Origin of the sequence: Streptomyces coerulescens, assembly GCF_042657965.1 — a bacterium.
Classification (GTDB): domain Bacteria; phylum Actinomycetota; class Actinomycetes; order Streptomycetales; family Streptomycetaceae; genus Streptomyces; species Streptomyces coerulescens.
Window position 1 is genome coordinate 48,041 of sequence record NZ_JBHSKM010000005.1, and the last position, 16,185, is coordinate 64,225.

The window sequence follows — 16,185 nt, forward strand, 5'->3', positions numbered from 1 at the left end:
GTCAGTCGAACCGGATGTGCCTGATCCCGACCCCCGCCTGCCGCAGCCGCGTCCGCAGCGCACCCTCGTTGTTGGGGCGCAGCCGCAGTCCGGCCAGGACGGCGATGCGGTCGGCCGTCTTGGGCACGGTCGAGTGGTCCGTCCACAGATGCTCGGCGAACTCCGGCTCACGCAACCGCTCCAGACAGTGGTCCAGCCGCCGTACGGCCCAGCTCTCCCGGCGAAGCCCGGCGTTCTTCCCGGCGACGTACTGGAGCAGGTGACCGAAGCCGCGCTCGCGCAGCCGCTTCAGGACGGTCTCCCGCTGGGCGAGGAGACTGAAGTGCCGTACGTCGTGGCCGAGTTCACCCAGCCGGCCGACGGTCTCGGCGTAGTAGTCGGAGTTCGTGACCGTCATGGGGGCGATGACCACACCGTCGTGCCGGGTGAGGGCGAGGTCGAGGACCTCGACGACGCCCTGCCGCCACGACGTCAAGTCCTGGAAGTCCCCCCGCAGTTCGGGCGGGAGTGTGCGGCGCAGCCCGAACCCGGCGTGCTCCGGGTCGCAGATGACGCTGCCGGGCAGACGGCGCCGGATCTCGTGTGCGGTCTGTGTCTTGCCGCCCCCGAAGGGGCCGTTGATCCACAGGAGCATGCGCAGACCCTAGTGGGCACCGGTCACGCCGGGGTCACATCCTCGTGCCGCGCCACTGGCGTCAACCGTGCCCGCCGGCCCGCACCAGCCCCGTCTCGTAGGCCAGGACCACCACCTGCACCCGGTCGCGCAGCCCCAGCTTGGTCAGGATGCGGCCGACGTGGGTCTTCACCGTCGCCTCGGACAGCACCAGCCGGGCGGCGATCTCGCCGTTGGACAACCCCTGCGCGACCAGCACCATGACCTCGCGCTCGCGGTCGGTGAGCCGCTCCAGCTCCTTGTGCTGCGGCTCCTTGCCGGCGGACGGCAGCATCGGCGCGAACCGGTCCAGCAGGCGCCGGGTTGTGGACGGGGCGACCACCGCGTCGCCGCTGTGCACCGAGCGGATGGCGGCGAGGAGTTCGCCGGGCGGCACGTCCTTGAGCATGAAGCCGGAGGCGCCCGCCTTCAGCCCGGAGAAGGCGTACTCGTCGAGGTCGAAGGTGGTCAGGATCAGCACCTTGGGCGGCTCGGCCTCCGCGCAGATGCGGCGCGTGGTCTCCACGCCGTCCAGCTTCGGCATGCGCACGTCCATCAGCACCACGTCGACGGCGGTCGAGCGCAGCACCTGGAGGGCCTCGACGCCGTCGCCCGCCTCCGCGACGACCTCCATGTCCGGCTGGGCGGCCAGCACCATCCGGAACCCGGTGCGCAGCAGCACCTGGTCGTCGACGAGCATCACGCGGATCGCCATCGGGGTCCTCTTCCGTGTTTTCCGTGCCCGTCCACCGGGCCGTTGTCCGTCGACCGGGTGTGTCCGTCTACCGGGCTGTTATCCGTCTACAGGGCCGTTACAGGTGTCAACAGGGGGCATCGCTCAGGGGTCAGTGCGCTGGTTTGAGCGGCAGCAGCGCACTGATGCGGAATCCTCCGCCCGGGCGCGGTCCCGCGTCCAGGGTGCCGCCGACCATGCCGACCCGCTCGCGCATCCCGATCAGGCCGTGCCCGCTGCCGTCGGCGCCGCCGTCCTCGTACAGCTCGTGCGGGGCGCCCTTGCCGTCGTCCTCGACGAGCAGGCCGAGGCCGTCGTCGAAGTAGACCAGGCGCACGCTGGCGCCCGCGTTCGGCCCGCCGTGCTTGCGGGTGTTGGTGAGCGCCTCCTGCACGATGCGGTACGCCGTGAGCTCGACGCCGCTGGGCAGCGGGCGCGGGGTGCCCTCGACCTTGAAGTCGACCGGCAGACCGGAGGTGCGGCACTGCTGGATGAGCTCGTCGATCTGCTCGACGTCGGGCTGCGGGACGTACTCCCCGCTCTCCTGGTGCTCGCCGGTGCGCAGCACGCCGAGCAGGCGGCGCATCTCGGCGAGGGCCTGGCGGCCGGTGGAGGAGATGGTCTCCAGGGCCTTCTTGGCCTGGTCGGGTGCGGAGTCGAGGACGTATGCGGCGCCGTCGGCCTGCACCACCATCACGGAGACGTTGTGCGCGACGACGTCGTGCAGCTCGCGTGCGATCCGGGCGCGTTCGGCGGCAACCGCGACCTTGGACTGCGCCTCGCGCTCCTTTTCGAGCCGGGTCGCGCGCTCCTCCAGCTGCTCGTAGTAGGCGCGTCGGGTGCGGATCGAGTCGCCGAGCACCCAGGCGAGCGCGAACGGCACCGTCAGGAAGATGATCAGGGCGATGTTGCCCAGGACGCTGGAGTCCTGTTCCGGCCAGCGCAGCTGGGCGAGGGGTGCGGCGCACAGGCCCACGCCGAGCGCGACCCGGGAGGCCCAGCGGGCGCCGGTCGCGGCCACGGTGTAGACGATCACCAGGAAGGCGAAGTTCGCGGGTGTCGTCGCCACGTCAAGGACCAGCTGTCCCAGCCCGACGCCGATGGCCAGCAGCAGCATTTTCTCCGGCATCCGCCGGCGCAGCGCGATGACCAGGCACAGCAGCAGGACCATCACGATGATGGCCGCCTCTGAGTCCGTGCCCGGAGGGTTCTGTCCGCCCTCGTCGCGGACGGCCACGGTGACCACAGAGATCCCGAGCAGGAAGACGGCCCAGAAGCTGTCGACCCATGTCGGGTGCCTGCGGATGAAGTCGTAGAGGCGCTGCACGTAACCCAGCGTAGGGAAGCGAGATGCGTGCAGGGGTCAACCGGAGGGCCGATCCGCACCCCGCGCGCGTACTCCCCAAGGTGGAGGCTGCGTTCTTCCGTGCGCTTAGCCTGGGCCGGTGACTGCAGAGGCGACGGACGAGTGGCACGGGTGGCGCACGGCAGCGGAAGCCGCTCTTTACGGGCCGGACGGCTTCTATCGCCGTCCTGAGGGCCCGGCCGGGCACTTCCGTACGTCCGTGCACGCCTCGCCGCTCTTCGCCGGCGCCGTGGCCCGGCTGCTGTGCCGCGTCGACGAGGCCCTCGGCCGCCCCGAGCGCCTCGACGTGGTCGACATGGCAGCCGGCCGCGGCGAGCTGATCACCGGCGTCCTGGCCGCCCTGCCCACCGAGGTGGCGGCACGCACGCGTGCGTACGCCGTCGAGATCGCCGGCCGCCCGCCGTCCCTGGATCACCGCATCGAGTGGCTGCCGGAGCCGCCGCCGCGGATCACGGGCCTGCTGTTCGCCAACGAGTGGCTCGACAACGTCCCCGTGGAGGTCGCCGAGGTCGACTCCGCGGGCGTACCGCGCCGGATCCTCGTACGGCGGGACGGCACCGAGCGCCTCGGGGAGCCGGTCGCCGGGGCGGCGGCGAAGTGGCTGGAGCGGTGGTGGCCGCTGGAGGGCGTGGAGGGGGCGCGGGCCGAGATCGGCCTGCCGAGGGACGAGGCCTGGGCCGCCGCGGTCGCGACGCTGGACCGGGGCCTGGCGGTCGCCGTGGACTACGCGCACACGGCGCCGGGACGGCCGCCCTTCGGCACCCTGACCGGCTTCCGTGAGGGGCGCGAGACGGCGCCCGTGCCGGACGGTTCGTGCGACATCACCGCCCACGTGGCGCTGGACGCGTGCGCGCTGCCCGGAGCGGCCCTGCTGACCCAGCGCGCCGCCCTGCACGCCCTGGGCATCACGGGCGCGCGTCCCCCGCTGGAGCTGGCCTCGACCAGCCCGGCGGAGTACGTGCGAGCCCTCGCGAGCGCGGGCGAGGCCGCCGAGCTGACGGCGACGGGCGGCCTCGGCGACTTCGGCTGGCTCATACAGCCGGTTGGCATTCCGAACGTACTGGCGCAGGGGCAGGGCACCCCGGCGCACTGACGGCCCCTACTTGTCGATGTCCCCCACCACGAAGAACATCGACCCCAGGATCGCCACCATGTCCGCGACCAGCGTCCCCGGCAGCAGTTCGACCAGTGCCTGGATGTTGTTGTACGAGGCGGAGCGCAGCTTCAGCCGGTACGGGGTCTTCTCGCCCTTGCTGACGAGGTAGTAGCCGTTGATGCCGAGCGGGTTCTCGGTCCACGCGTACGTGTGGCCCTCGGGCGCCTTCAGCACCTTGGGCAGCCGCTGGTTGATCGGCCCCGGCGACAGCTCCGCGAGCCGGTCCAGGCAGGCGTCCGCGAGGTCGAGGGCGTTGTGGGTCTGCTCCAGCAGGCACTCGAAGCGCGCGAGGCAGTCGCCCTCGTCCCGGGTCACCACGCGCAGGACGTCCCCCAGCTCGCCGTAGGCGAGGTAGGGCTCGTCGCGGCGCAGGTCGAAGTCCACGCCCGCGGCGCGCGCGATCGGCCCGCTCACGCCGTACGCGTGCACGACCTCCGGCGTGAGCGCGCCCACGCCCCGCGTGCGCCCCCGGAAGATCTCGTTGCCGAGGACCAGGTCGTCGAACCGGTCCATGCGGGAGCGCACATCGGCGACGGCGGTACGCGCACGCGTGGTCCACCCGGCCGGCAGGTCCTCCTTCAGGCCGCCGACCCGGTTGAACATGTAGTGCATGCGCCCGCCGGAGACCTCCTCCATCACGTGCTGGAGCTCCTCGCGCTCCGTGAAGGCGTAGAAGATCGGCGTGATCCCGCCCAGCTCCAGCGGATACGACCCCAGGAACATCAGGTGGTTGAGCACCCGGTTGAGTTCCGCGAGCAAGGTCCGAGTCCACACGGCCCGCTCGGGCACCTCCATCCCCAGCATGCGCTCCACCGCCAGGACGACGCCCAGCTCGTTGGAGAACGCCGACAGCCAGTCGTGACGGTTGGCGAGCATGATGATCTGGCGGTAGTCGCGGGCCTCGAAGAGCTTCTCGGCGCCGCGGTGCATGTACCCGATCACCGGTTCCGCGCTGATGATGCGCTCGCCGTCCAGCACGAGCTTCAGGCGCAGCACCCCGTGCGTGGACGGGTGCTGGGGCCCGATGTTGAGCACCATGTCGGTGCTCTCCGCGGCGCCGCCGATCCCGACCATGGTCTCCGTCGTAGGAGTCATGGACACAGTCTCTCCTACGTACGCTGGCCCCATGGAGACGGGGAGCCCACAGAACACGGGAACGGCGGGGGACGAGCGGGCGGGGGGCGAGCCGGGGTGGACCGGCCTGCCGCCGGGCCTGCTCCGGATGCGCCGACTGCTGCTGGTGGTGTGGCTGGGACTGCTGACGATCGGCCTGGGCCTGCTGCTCGGCCTGCTCGCCGGGCCCGGCTGGGCGGCGTTCGCGGTGCTGCCGCTCGCGCTGATGGCGTGGGGCTGGATGATGCTGGGCCGCAACTGGCGTTCCTGGCGCTACGCCGAGCGCGCCGACGACCTGCTGATCAGCCGGGGCGTGCTGTGGCGCGAGGAGACGGTCGTGCCGTACGGCCGTATGCAACTGGTCGAGGTCACCTCGGGGCCCGTGGAGCGGCACTTCGGGCTGGCCAGCGTGCAGCTGCACACGGCGGCCGCCGCGACCGACGCCACGATCCCCGGCCTCGATCCGGCGGAGGCGGAACGGCTGCGCGACCGGCTCACCGAGCTGGGCGAGGCCCGATCGGCGGGCCTGTGACGACGCCCGGCGTCGGCGACGCCGTACGCGCACAACGGCCCGTGTCCGAGCGACGACTGCACCCGGTGACGCCGCTCAGGCGCGCGTGGGCTCCCGTGGCCGTGCTGATCGGCTGGGCGGTGCACGACCCGGACCAGGCACAGCGCCACCTCACCGGACTGACCACGACCACCCTGCTGATCGCACTCGCCGTGCTGCTCCCCGCGGCCGCCCTGTACGGCTTCCTCACCTGGTGGTTCACGCACTTCGCGGTGACGGACGCGGAGCTGCGCATCCGCACCGGGCTGCTGTTCCGGCGCACCGCGCACATCCGGCTGGAACGCATCCAGGCGATCGACGTCACCCAGCCGCTCCTCGCGCGCGTGGCGGGCGTGGCGAAGCTGAAGCTGGACGTCATAGGCACCGACAAGAAGGACGAACTCGCCTTTCTGGGCGCGGAGGAGGCGCGCGCCCTGCGTGCGGAACTCCTCGCGCGCGCCGCCGGTTTCGCCCCCGAGACGGCGCACGAGATAGGCGAGGCGCCGTCCCAGCAGCTCCTGCGGGTCCCGCCGGCGGTCCTCGCCACCTCGCTCGTCCTGACCGGCGCGACCTGGGCGACGCTGGCCGCCGCGCTGGTCGTACCGACCGTCCTGTGGCTGGTCACCGAGAACGTGTGGACGGTGCTGGCGACCGCTATTCCGCTGTTCGGCGCGGCGGGGGCGAGCAGCGTGGGGCGGTTCGTCACCGAGTACGACTGGACGGTGGGCGAGTCGCAGGACGGTCTGCGCATCGACCACGGCCTGCTCGACCGCGCCCACGAGACGGTGCCGCCGGGCCGCGTGCAGACGGTACGGATCGTCGAGCCGCTGCTGTGGCGACGACGCGGCTGGGTGCGGGTGGAGCTGGACGTGGCCGGCTCCGCCAATTCCCTCCTGCTCCCGGTGGCGCCGCGCGAGGTCGCCGAGTCGGTCGTGGCACGCGTCCTGCCCGGGGTGACGGTCCCGGGCCGCGCCTCCCTGTCCGGGCCGCCACGGCGCGCCGCCAGGTGCGTGCCGCTGTGGTGGCGCGGCTACGGCCTCGCCGTCACGGACGCGGTGTTCGCCGCCCGCACGGGCCTGCTCCGCCGCAGCCTCGCCCTGGTGCCGCACGCCAAGGTCCAGAGCGTGCGGCTCGCCCAGGGCCCCTGGGAGCGCCTGTGGGGCGTCGCGGACGTCCATGTGGACACGGGGGCCGGCAAGACGGTCACGGCCCGTCTGAGGGACGCCGAGGAGGCGGCAGAGCTGCTACGGGGCCAGGCGGAGCGCTCCCGCACGGGCCGCCGGGACGCCCGGCCGGACCGCTGGATGGCCTGACCGGCGGAGAAGGTGCGGGCGGGCGCGGAGACCGGCGGAGACCACGGAAGTGGTCCGCAGACCGCCTGCCCTGAACGTCGTCGGCCGCCCCGACAAGTCTCGGGGCGGCCGCAAAGTGGTGCGCCGAAAGCCGCAAAGTGGTGCACCGAAAAGCGCGCGGGCCTCGCCGAAGCGAGCCTCGGAAGGCTCGCCCCTCACGTCAGGAAACCGCGCTCCGCAGGCCCTGTACGTCGATCTGTTCCGTCTCGTCGTGCGCCGTCAGGTCGATGACCTGGCCGATGCCCCGGGACTCCTCGTCGGCGGGCTTGAACTCGGCCTCGGCCTCGGCCTTGTGCAGGGCGAGGGCCTCCTGGCCGACGACGTCGGCGAGGTCCTCGTTCTGGACGGACTCCAGGGTGGACGACTCGGCGCCCTGCTTCGTGCCGAAGAAGTCGAACCCGCCCTCGACGGACGGACGCCGCACGGGCGCGGCCGGCGCGACGGCCACCGCGGTCGGCTCGATGAAGTGCCCGGCCGGGCGTCGAGCCGCTGGCAGCGTCGGCCTTGTCGTGGCGGCCGCGCCTGCCGGGGTGACGGCGGCCGCGTGCTCATGCCCGTCGACCGCCCCGGACTTCCCCTGCGGGTCGTCCTCCGGCACGGGGTCCGTCTCGGACCCGCCGGCCCCCTCCACCTCGGCGTCACCGGAGGCGTCCTTCAGCGGCCTGCCGCCGGACGGGCCGTCGCCCTTCGGGGGGTCGTTCTTCGGGGACTCGTCCTTCGCGGGCTCCTGGGAGGGCTTGCCCTTCGCAGAGCCGTCCTGGTCGCCGACCGCCTCGTCGACGGACGCCTGCGACTCGTCCTCAAAGGACTCCGCGGACTCAAAGGACTCCGCGGACTCAGCGAGCTCGGCAGACTCGGCGGCTTCGGTGGTCCCGACGCCTTCCGCGACCTCGGCGAACGTCTCCTCGGCGAACGTCTCCTCGGCGGACGTCTCCTCGGCCGGGCCCTCGTCGGACGCCTCGCCCTTCGCCGGCTCCCCGTCCTCGTCGAACCGCGCCAACGCGGCCTTGGCCCGCAGGAACAGCCGCGAACCCTCCGGCGAGAAGACCTGCGCGTCCGCCGACGTCTCCGCCGCCGTCTCCGCCGCCGCGTCGTCCTCGACCGTCTCGACGGCCTCGTCGTCCGCCACGCTCTCCGCGCCTTCCGCGCCCTCCGCCCCGGCCGGGGCAGCCACAGCCCCCGCCTCCTCGGCGGTCTCTGCGGTCCCGGCGACGGCGTCGTCATCGGCGGCCTCGGCCGCCGAGTCACCCGGCACCGGCGGCAGCGCACGCGCGGGCGTGGCGGCCTCTATCTCCAGAACCCGGCGCTCCTCCAGGACGCTCGCCCGCTCGGTCTCCGCCGTGGCGTACCGCCGCAGCAGCGAGGCGTGCTCGTTGCGCAGCCCGGCCAGCTCCGCCCGCTTGCCCCGCAGCCGCTGCTCCAGCTTCACGCGCAGCTCGCGCGACTCGTCGAGGTCGGCCTCCAGTTCGGCGACCCGCTCCTCGTGCCGCCACTCGTCGCTGGCACGCGCGCGCGTGAGGTCGGCGACCTGCTTGCCCGCCTGTGTGTCCCAGCGGCGCATGACGACCGCACCCAGGACCGCCGTAGCCGCGGCGGCCGCGGCGAGGCCGCGCAGCGCCATGGGTTCGGTGAACATCCAGGGGGCGAGCGCACAGACGACGGACACGCCCGCGATCGCCGACGGGGGCAGCATCCTGTGCAAGGGCGGGGAATGGCGGTGACGTCCACGTGGCATGGCCAGAAACTTACCGCGCGTAGGCGAATCTTGGAGCCCCGCCCCGTAAAAAGACAGCCATCCCGAGTCGTTCACTTGGCATCCGGATTCAGTTCCGCGATCGAATTGACCACGAACCAAGATCGAAGAGCCGGATCGGCCACCTCACCTGCCGCCCAGCCGTCCGCTCATCCACTCCAGCGTCCCCGGAATCTCCCGCCGCCAGGTGTTGAAGTTGTGCCCTCCGCTTTCGAGGATGATCGATGAGATCCGGGTCAGCCCGGTCGCCTTCACACGGTCAATGAACTTCAACGTGTCCTTGTAGTTGGATTCTCCAACTTTGCTGCTGCTGACGAGCAGTGAAGTGTCCGGAGCCGGCATGTGCTCGAGGTACCACCACAGGTTCGCGCGATTGCGCAGTTCCTCGTCGCCGTGGAAGAGATCGCCGGTCGTGGCGTCGATCGGCGCCTTGTAGTAGGCGGAAAGCCCCGCCCCCGCGGCGTACACCCGTGGATGGTGCATGGCGAGCTTCAGCGCGCAGTAGCCGCCGGTGGAGTCGCCGATGATGCCCCAACTGCCCGGACTCCCGCCGACCCTGTAGTGGCCGCTCACCGCCTCGGGCAGATCCGCCGCGAAGAACGTCTCGGTCCGCGGCCCCCCGGGAATGTCCACGCACTCCGTGTCCCGCGGCGGCGCCACGGTCGGCCGCATCATCACCAGGATCATCGGCTCCATACGGCCCTGCGCGACCAGCCGGGCTGCCGTGCGCGGGTAGTCGAGCTTGTCCACCAGCGCCCGGGCCGTGCCCGGATAGCCGGTGAGGACGACGGCCGCCGGGAACGTACGCGTCCGGTATTCCGGCTGAAAATACTCGGGCGGCAGATAGATGTACGCGGGCGTCGCGATGTGTGTCGTACGCCCCACGATGTCGACCTTCTGGATCTGGCCTCCCCGCTGCGGACCGTCGCTCGCCGCCCCCGGCATCCGCTGCGTCCCGGTGACCCGCAGCGGCCCGCCCGCCGGCACATGGTCCACGACGACGCCCTGGTCCTTCTCCTGCCCGAACAGGTCGGCCCAGCTCGCGTAGAACCCGAAGGCCTGGTTGGCGAGGAGCCCGACCGCCGCGAAGAGCGCCAACTGCGTGGCGAGCAGCAGCCCGACGCGCCCGGCGACGACCCGCGGCCCCTGCCGTGCCAGCCGTGGCCACAGCCACACCGTGCCGACGAACAGCCCTACGGCCGCGAGCACCGTCAGCGCCAGCACCTTGTCGCTCGTGAGACCCATCGATGGTTACCTGTCCGCACTTTCCGCCCGGGACCACGCGCGGACACTGCCGCACGCGTCACCTCCCCCGCTCCTTCGCAAGGGCTTGCCCCGGACTTTCCTTGGCCTTTGAAACGGTTTTGGGGAGCCGAGTGAACCTCTCCCCTCAAGACACCGTCCTAGAGGGCGCAATGTCGCCGGATGCCCGAATCGGCACCGGATCCAAGGTCTCTCGCAGAACTAATGGGATGCGATGTCTGTCAGGACAGATGTGGAAATGTCGGGCAAGGTTCCTCAACGATCACCCCAGGTGAACCAGGTGGGGCAGCTGGCGAGCCGCGCGCGGAACGTGCTGCGCGGCCCGCGCCCCGAGGCCGTTCCCGTCCTCCTCGGCAGAGCCTGCGCCCTGGTCGGCCTGCTGGACGTCGCCGCCGGCGTCTTCCCGCGCTTCCGGCACAGCCGTATGCACGCCATCGCCGAAGTACTGCCCGGCGCGACGGGCCCGTTCGCGGCCGCCCTCTCGCTCAGCGCCGGCGTGCTGTTGCTGCTGCTCGCGCACGGCCTCAAGCGCGGCAAGCGCCGGGCCTGGCGCGCCGCCGTCATCCTGCTGCCGGCCGGAGCGGTGGCCCAGTTCAGCTACCGCCACTCCGTCATCGGCGTCCTGATCTCTCTCGCGCTGCTCGCGCCCCTGCTGCGCCACCGCGACCAGTTCGCGGCCCTGCCCGACCCGCGCAGCCGCTGGCGCGCGCTCGCCAACTTCGTTCTCATGGGCGCCGGTTCACTCGCCCTCGGCCTGGTCATCGTCAGCGCCCACCCGGGGACCCTGCTCGGCGACCCGAGCCTGGCGGACCGCATCACCCACGTCCTGTACGGCCTGTTCGGCTTCGAGGGCCCGGTCGACTACCGGGGCAGCACCTCCTGGACGGTCGCCTTCTCCCTCGGCGCTCTCGGCCTGCTGACCGCCGTCACCACCATCTACCTGGCCTTCCGCCCCGAGCACCCGGCCGCGGCCCTGACCGAGGACGACGAGGACCGGCTTCGCGCCCTGCTCGCCAAGCACGGCGGCCGCGACTCCCTCGGTCACTTCGCGCTGCGCCGCGACAAGGCCGTCGTCTTCTCCCCCAGCGGCAAGGCCGCCGTCACCTACCGCGTCGTCTCCGGCGTGATGCTCGCCAGCGGCGACCCCATAGGCGACGTCGAGGCCTGGCCCGGCGCGATCGAGCGCTTCATGGACGAGGCCAAGGCCCACTCCTGGACCCCCGCCGTCATGGGCTGCTCCGAGACCGGCGCCGAGGTGTGGACCCGCGAGACCGGACTCGACGCCCTCGAACTGGGCGACGAGGCGGTGGTGGACGTCCCGGATTTCTCCCTCACCGGCCGCGCGATGCGCAATGTGCGTCAGATGGTCAAGCGCATCGAGCGCGCCGGTTACGAGACCCGGGTACGACGTGTCCGTGACCTCGGCGAAACCGAACTGGAGCGGATCCGGCAGGCCGCCGAGGACTGGCGCGGCACCGACACCGAGCGCGGCTTCTCCATGGCCCTGGGCCGCGTCGGCGACCCGTCCGACGGCGACTGCCTGATCGCCACCGCCCACAAGGCCGACGAGGAGCCCGGACCGTACGGCGACCTCAAAGCGATCCTCCACTTCGTGCCCTGGGGCACCGACGGCGTCTCGCTCGACCTGATGCGCCGCGACCGCGCGGCCGACCCCGGCATGAACGAACTGCTGATCGTGGCCGCCCTCCAGGCCGCCCCGAAGTTCGACATCGCGCGCGTGTCCCTCAACTTCGCCATGTTCCGCTCGGCGCTCGCCCGCGGCGAGAAGATCGGCGCGGGCCCGGTGCTGCGCGCCTGGCGGGGCCTGCTGGTCTTCCTCTCCCGCTGGTTCCAGATCGAGTCGCTGTACAAGTTCAACGCCAAGTTCCAGCCCCGCTGGGAGCCCCGCTTCGTGGTCTACCGCGCCTCGGCGGACCTGCCCCGCCTCGGCCTCGCCGCCATGCAGGCGGAAGGCTTCGTGAACATGGCCCTGCCCCTGCCCCGCTTCCTGCGCCGCCGCACGGCCGCACGCCGCCCGTGCGCACACCGGGTGGCGGAGCGCGACGTCCGGGCGGCGTAGCAGCCAACGGTTCAGCAGCCCACCAAGGGGCGCGAGGCTGTGTTCGACATGCGGCTCCGCCGCGTGGGCGCGACCAGCCACGACGGACCCGCACCCGCCCACAGCCCGGTCCAACCCCCACCTGTCCCGGCCCTCCCAGCGGAGCGCCTACGCTGAACGTATGAGCAAGCACAGCGGACGCGGGCGCGTCGCGGGCCTTCCCCAGTGGGACCGGTGCGCGGTCATGGGAGTCGTCAACGTGACCCCCGACTCCTTCTCCGACGGCGGCCGCTGGTTCGACACGACGTCCGCCGTGAAGCACGGCCTCGCCCTGGTCGAGGAGGGCGCCGACCTGGTCGACGTCGGCGGCGAGTCCACCCGCCCCGGCGCCACCCGGGTCGACGAGGCCGAGGAACTGCGCCGCGTCATCCCCGTCGTCCGCGGCCTCGCCGCCGAGGGCGTCACGATCTCGGTCGACACCATGCGCGCCTCCGTCGCCGAGCAGGCCCTCGCCGCCGGAGCCGCCCTCGTCAACGACGTCAGCGGCGGCCTCGCCGACCCCGCGATGATCCCGGTCGTCGCCGACGCCGGCGCCCCCTTCGTCGTCATGCACTGGCGCGGCTTCCTCGCCGGCGGCAACGTCAAGGGCGTGTACGACGACGTCGTCGCCGAGGTCGTCGAAGAGCTCCACGCACGCGTGGAGGCCGTTCTGGAGGGCGGCATCGCCCCCGACCGGATCGTCGTCGACCCCGGCCTCGGCTTCTCCAAGGACGCCGAGCACGACCTCGTCCTCCTCGCCCACCTGGACCGGCTGCTCACCCTCGGCCACCCCCTGCTCGTCGCCGCCTCCCGCAAACGGTTCCTCGGCCGGGTCCTCGCCGGCCCCCAGGGCGCGCCGCCGCCCGCCCGGGAGCGCGACGCCGCCACGGCCGCCGTGTCGGCGCTCGCCGCGCAGGCCGGCGCATGGGCCGTACGCGTGCACGAGGTGCGCGCCACGGCGGACGCGGTGCGCGTCACACGCGCCATCGAGGAGGCGCGTGAGGCCGGGACCGCGCCCGGCGCGCACACCGAGCGCAGCGTCGCGCACGGCCCCGAAGGAGCCCGGTGAGCGCCCCCCACACCGACGTCGAGCAGGTGGAGGCCGCCAACACCGCCTTCTACGAGGCCGTGGAGCGCGGCGACTTCGAGCAGCTGTCCAAGCTCTGGCTCACCCCGACCGACCTCGGCATCGACGAGACGTACCACGACCCGGCCGACGCCGGTGTGATCTCCTGCGTGCACCCCGGCTGGCCGGTGCTCACCGGACGCGGCGAGGTCCTCAGGTCCTACGCGCTGATCATGGCGAACACCGACTACATCCAGTTCTTCCTCACCGACGTACACGTCTCCGTCACCGGCGACACCGCCCTGGTGACCTGCACCGAGAACATCCTCAGCGGCGGCCCCGCGCCCGACGCGGGCGAGGAGCTCGGCCCGCTCGTCGGCCAGCTCGTGGTCGCCACGAACGTGTTCCGGCGCACGACCGAGGGCTGGAAGATGTGGTCGCACCACGCCTCGCCGGTTCTGGCCGAAAACGACGACGACGAGAACGACGACACCCCCGCCTGACGGGGTAGGCGCCCTACAGGACCCTCAGGGCCGCAGGCCCACCACCACCCGCACGGGGGTCCGCCGGACCCGCCGGGACCAAGAAGTGGTTGGAATCACGTGTGCGCGGGTAGGGGCGGCTACCAACCCGTGAGCCGCCGGATTCCCCAGGGGAAACACACGGTGAATCCTGCCGGCCCCGGACCGGGCCCACGCCCCCGTGGCCCGGCCCTGTCAGTGCCCGCAGGTAGATTCGTTCGAGGCCGGTGTGCCGCCCGCACACGGCATCGACCGGCCGTCACCGACGATTGCAGGAGTGATTCGCGTGGATCGTGTCGCGCTGCGCGGCCTGAAGGCCCGCGGGTACCACGGCGTGTTCCCCGAGGAACGCGCGCAGGGCCAGATCTTCGTCGTGGACCTCGTCCTGGGGCTCGACACCCGGCCCGCCGCCGCCGACGACGACCTGGCGAAGACCGTGCACTACGGCATCGTGGCGGAGGAGGTCGTCGCCGTCGTCGAGGGCGACCCGGTCAACCTCATCGAGACGCTCGCCGAACGCATCGCCCAGGCCTGTCTGAAGCACGAAGGGGTCCACGAGGTCGAGGTCACCGTCCACAAACCGGACGCGCCGATCACGGTCCCCTTCGACGACGTGACCGTCACCATCACCCGGAGCCGAGTATGACTGCACCCTTCATCAAGGGCCCCAGCGACCCGACCGTACAGCCGGTACCCGCCTCCGTCGTCGAGCAGGTCGACGCCGCCGACACCACCCTCAGCAACCCCAAACGAGCCGTGATCTCCCTCGGCTCCAACCTCGGCAACCGCCTGGAGACCCTCCAGGGCGCCATCGACGCGCTCGAGGACACCCCGGGCGTGCGCATCAAGGGCGTCTCCCCCGTCTACGAGACCGAGCCCTGGGGCGTGGACCCCGGCAGCCAGCCCTCCTACTTCAACGCGATCGTGGTCCTCAAGACCACGCTCCCCCCGTCCTCCCTCCTGGAGCGCGCGCACGCGGTCGAGGAGGCCTTCCACCGGGTCCGCGACGAGCGCTGGGGCGCACGCACCCTCGACGTCGACATCGTGGCCTACGCCGACGTCGTCTCCGACGACCCGCACCTCACACTCCCCCACCCGCGCGCCCACGAACGGGCCTTCGTCCTCGCCCCCTGGCACGACCTGGAACCCGAGGCGCAGTTGCCCGGCCGCGGCACCGTCGCCGAACTCCTCGGCACGATCACCCTGGACGGCGTGGCGCCGCGCGCGGACCTGGAACTCCAGCTGCCCGAATAGTCGTTAAGGTCAAGACGACCACAATCCGCGGGCACCCGGGGGAGCTGAAGGAACACCGTGAGAGAGCTGCGCATCAGGCTGCTGGCCGGCGTGTTCATCATCGCCGGAGTCCTGTCCTGGGCGGGTGCCCGCCTGTGGAACGCCGTCGGGACCCTGCCCAGCGTCCCCCTGGCCGCCCCCATCGTCCTCGCCCTGATCGCCGTGGTGCTCCTGTCCACGGCGATCTCGATCCGCGCCCGCCTCAAGGCCCAGCGCGAGCGCCACCCCGAGGCCAAGGGCGTCGACCCGCTGATGGCAGCCCGCGCGGTCGTCTTCGGCCAGGCCAGCGCCCTGGTGGCCGCCCTGGTCGCCGGCATGTACGGCGGCACGGGCGTCTTCCTCCTGGAGTACCTCGACATCCCCGCCCGCCGCGACCAGGCCATCTACGCCGGCTTCTCCGTCCTGGCCGGCCTCGGCGTCATAGCGGCGGCAGTCTTCCTGGAACGAGTCTGCAAACTCCCCGAGGACGACGAACACAACGGCGCGGGGGCCACGCCGACGACGTAGCCCCCGATCGGCGTGCGACGGGTCAGCGGGCCATGATGAGGCTCATCGCCTCGTTGCGGGTAGCAGCGTCCCGCAGCTGACCGCGCACGGCTGACGTTATGGTCTTCGCGCCCGGCTTGCGGATGCCACGCATCGACATGCACATGTGCTCGCACTCCACGACGACGATCACTCCGCGCGGCTCCAGGATCTCCATCAGCGAGTCCGCGATCTGCGTAGTGAGACGTTCCTGCACCTGCGGCCGACGGGCATAGACATCCACCAGCCGTGCCAGCTTGGACAGCCCCGTGATCTTGCCGGACGTGGCCGGGATGTAACCGACGTGAGCAACACCGCGGAACGGCACCAGATGATGCTCACATGTGCTGTACACCTCAATGTCCTTCACGAGCACCATTTCGTCGTGCCCGATGTCGAACGTCGTCGTCAGCACATCTTCGGGCTTCTGCCACAGGCCCCCGAAGATCTCCTTGTACGCCCGCGCCACCCGCCCCGGCGTCTCCCGGAGTCCCTCGCGGTCCGGGTCCTCGCCGACCGCGATCAGCAGTTCGCGTACGGCGTTCTCGGCGCGCTTCTCGTCGAACTCGCCGATGCGGCCCTCGCCGTCCAGCGTCACGGGGTCGGTCATGTGGTGCCTCGTTCCTTCGCGGGTGGCGCGTGTGGGTCACGCGTCTGAACTGCGGGCATACGAAATGCCGCGCCCCCCAGGCTAGAACCAGGGGGGCGCGGCATCCATTCCGGGCCCGGTGCGCTCACCGGGCG

Annotated in this window: 16 protein-coding genes; 9 read left to right on the forward strand and 7 right to left on the reverse strand. The window is 71.9% G+C overall.

Features of this window, described 5'->3' with window-relative positions; all coding sequences use genetic code 11:
- Window position 1: 1 nt before the first annotated feature.
- From ACFPQ9_RS10390 to ACFPQ9_RS10400, 3 genes are all read right to left on the reverse strand, one after another.
- Window positions 2-634, reverse strand: coding sequence for an AAA family ATPase (locus ACFPQ9_RS10390; RefSeq protein WP_380850203.1), 633 nt, complete (start codon window positions 632-634; stop codon window positions 2-4).
- Window positions 635-695: 61 nt separating this feature from the next.
- The gene (locus tag ACFPQ9_RS10395; protein WP_030967559.1) at window positions 696-1,367 is read right to left on the reverse strand and encodes a response regulator; all 672 of its coding nucleotides are present in this window, start codon (window positions 1,365-1,367) and stop codon (window positions 696-698) included.
- 130 nt (window positions 1,368-1,497) lie between these two features.
- Window positions 1,498-2,712 carry a sensor histidine kinase gene (locus ACFPQ9_RS10400; protein WP_380850206.1) on the reverse strand — a complete coding sequence of 405 codons (1,215 nt, stop codon included), beginning with the start codon at window positions 2,710-2,712 and terminating at the stop codon, window positions 1,498-1,500.
- A gap of 118 nt (window positions 2,713-2,830) precedes the next feature.
- Here ACFPQ9_RS10400 and ACFPQ9_RS10405 point away from each other — a divergent pair, with 118 nt between their 5' ends.
- On the forward strand, window positions 2,831-3,844 hold the full coding sequence (locus ACFPQ9_RS10405; protein ID WP_380850209.1) for an SAM-dependent methyltransferase: 1,014 nt from the start codon (window positions 2,831-2,833) through the stop codon (window positions 3,842-3,844).
- A gap of 6 nt (window positions 3,845-3,850) precedes the next feature.
- Here the strand turns inward: ACFPQ9_RS10405 and ACFPQ9_RS10410 are convergent, their stop codons facing one another.
- Entirely contained in the window at window positions 3,851-5,002 is a 1,152-nt protein-coding gene (locus ACFPQ9_RS10410) for an NADH-quinone oxidoreductase subunit D (RefSeq protein ID WP_380850212.1), read from the reverse strand.
- Window positions 5,003-5,033: 31 nt separating this feature from the next.
- On the opposite strand from ACFPQ9_RS10410, the gene ACFPQ9_RS10415 reads away from it, so the two are divergent.
- Window positions 5,034-5,552, forward strand: a complete 519-nt coding sequence (locus ACFPQ9_RS10415) for a PH domain-containing protein (RefSeq protein WP_380850215.1) — start codon at window positions 5,034-5,036, stop codon at window positions 5,550-5,552.
- The gene (locus tag ACFPQ9_RS10420; RefSeq protein ID WP_380850218.1) at window positions 5,549-6,883 is read left to right on the forward strand and encodes a PH domain-containing protein; all 1,335 of its coding nucleotides are present in this window, start codon (window positions 5,549-5,551) and stop codon (window positions 6,881-6,883) included. The genes ACFPQ9_RS10415 and ACFPQ9_RS10420 overlap by 4 nt, the downstream gene beginning before the upstream one ends.
- 199 nt (window positions 6,884-7,082) lie before the next feature.
- On the opposite strand, the gene ACFPQ9_RS10425 is transcribed toward ACFPQ9_RS10420, so the two are convergent.
- Both ACFPQ9_RS10425 and ACFPQ9_RS10430 read right to left on the reverse strand, forming a co-directional pair.
- Window positions 7,083-8,657 (reverse strand): hypothetical protein, encoded by a 1,575-nt coding sequence (locus ACFPQ9_RS10425; RefSeq protein ID WP_380850221.1) that lies wholly within the window; start codon window positions 8,655-8,657, stop codon window positions 7,083-7,085.
- A gap of 144 nt (window positions 8,658-8,801) precedes the next feature.
- Window positions 8,802-9,920, reverse strand: coding sequence for an alpha/beta hydrolase (locus tag ACFPQ9_RS10430; RefSeq protein WP_380850224.1), 1,119 nt, complete (start codon window positions 9,918-9,920; stop codon window positions 8,802-8,804).
- A 256-nt stretch (window positions 9,921-10,176) separates the two neighbouring features.
- Between ACFPQ9_RS10430 and ACFPQ9_RS10435 the strand changes: the two genes are divergently transcribed.
- The 6 genes from ACFPQ9_RS10435 (at window position 10,177) to ACFPQ9_RS10460 (ending at window position 15,423) form a co-directional block, all read left to right on the forward strand.
- The gene (locus tag ACFPQ9_RS10435; RefSeq protein WP_380850227.1) at window positions 10,177-12,018 is read left to right on the forward strand and encodes a phosphatidylglycerol lysyltransferase domain-containing protein; all 1,842 of its coding nucleotides are present in this window, start codon (window positions 10,177-10,179) and stop codon (window positions 12,016-12,018) included.
- 160 nt (window positions 12,019-12,178) lie between these two features.
- The gene (gene folP / locus ACFPQ9_RS10440) at window positions 12,179-13,105 is read left to right on the forward strand and encodes a dihydropteroate synthase (protein WP_380850230.1); all 927 of its coding nucleotides are present in this window, start codon (window positions 12,179-12,181) and stop codon (window positions 13,103-13,105) included.
- Window positions 13,102-13,605 carry a nuclear transport factor 2 family protein gene (locus ACFPQ9_RS10445; RefSeq protein ID WP_380850233.1) on the forward strand — a complete coding sequence of 168 codons (504 nt, stop codon included), beginning with the start codon at window positions 13,102-13,104 and terminating at the stop codon, window positions 13,603-13,605. Before folP ends, ACFPQ9_RS10445 begins: the two co-directional genes overlap by 4 nt.
- Before the next feature lie 304 nt (window positions 13,606-13,909).
- The gene (folB, locus tag ACFPQ9_RS10450; protein WP_107904545.1) at window positions 13,910-14,269 is read left to right on the forward strand and encodes a dihydroneopterin aldolase; all 360 of its coding nucleotides are present in this window, start codon (window positions 13,910-13,912) and stop codon (window positions 14,267-14,269) included.
- Window positions 14,266-14,877, forward strand: coding sequence for a 2-amino-4-hydroxy-6-hydroxymethyldihydropteridine diphosphokinase (gene folK / locus ACFPQ9_RS10455; protein ID WP_380850236.1), 612 nt, complete (start codon window positions 14,266-14,268; stop codon window positions 14,875-14,877). The genes folB and folK overlap by 4 nt, the downstream gene beginning before the upstream one ends.
- Before the next feature lie 57 nt (window positions 14,878-14,934).
- Window positions 14,935-15,423 (forward strand): DUF3180 domain-containing protein, encoded by a 489-nt coding sequence (locus ACFPQ9_RS10460; protein ID WP_380850239.1) that lies wholly within the window; start codon window positions 14,935-14,937, stop codon window positions 15,421-15,423.
- Between the two features lie 22 nt (window positions 15,424-15,445).
- Here ACFPQ9_RS10460 and folE read toward each other — a convergent pair whose 3' ends face one another.
- A complete protein-coding gene (gene folE, locus ACFPQ9_RS10465; protein WP_380850242.1) occupies window positions 15,446-16,051 on the reverse strand; it encodes a GTP cyclohydrolase I FolE in 606 nt (201 codons plus the stop codon).
- Window positions 16,052-16,185 lie beyond the last annotated feature (134 nt).

Coding starts and splice junctions, on each gene's coding strand:
- ACFPQ9_RS10390 (WP_380850203.1), bottom strand. CDS start 634: ATGCTCCTGTGGATCAACGGCCCCTTCGGGGGCGGCAAGACACAGACC.
- ACFPQ9_RS10395 (WP_030967559.1), bottom strand. CDS start 1,367: ATGGCGATCCGCGTGATGCTCGTCGACGACCAGGTGCTGCTGCGCACC.
- ACFPQ9_RS10410 (WP_380850212.1), bottom strand. CDS start 5,002: ATGACTCCTACGACGGAGACCATGGTCGGGATCGGCGGCGCCGCGGAG.
- ACFPQ9_RS10415 (WP_380850215.1), top strand. CDS start 5,034: ATGGAGACGGGGAGCCCACAGAACACGGGAACGGCGGGGGACGAGCGG.
- ACFPQ9_RS10425 (WP_380850221.1), bottom strand. CDS start 8,657: ATGCCACGTGGACGTCACCGCCATTCCCCGCCCTTGCACAGGATGCTG.
- ACFPQ9_RS10430 (WP_380850224.1), bottom strand. CDS start 9,920: ATGGGTCTCACGAGCGACAAGGTGCTGGCGCTGACGGTGCTCGCGGCC.
- ACFPQ9_RS10435 (WP_380850227.1), top strand. CDS start 10,177: ATGTCGGGCAAGGTTCCTCAACGATCACCCCAGGTGAACCAGGTGGGG.
- folP (WP_380850230.1), top strand. CDS start 12,179: ATGAGCAAGCACAGCGGACGCGGGCGCGTCGCGGGCCTTCCCCAGTGG.
- folK (WP_380850236.1), top strand. CDS start 14,266: ATGACTGCACCCTTCATCAAGGGCCCCAGCGACCCGACCGTACAGCCG.
- folE (WP_380850242.1), bottom strand. CDS start 16,051: ATGACCGACCCCGTGACGCTGGACGGCGAGGGCCGCATCGGCGAGTTC.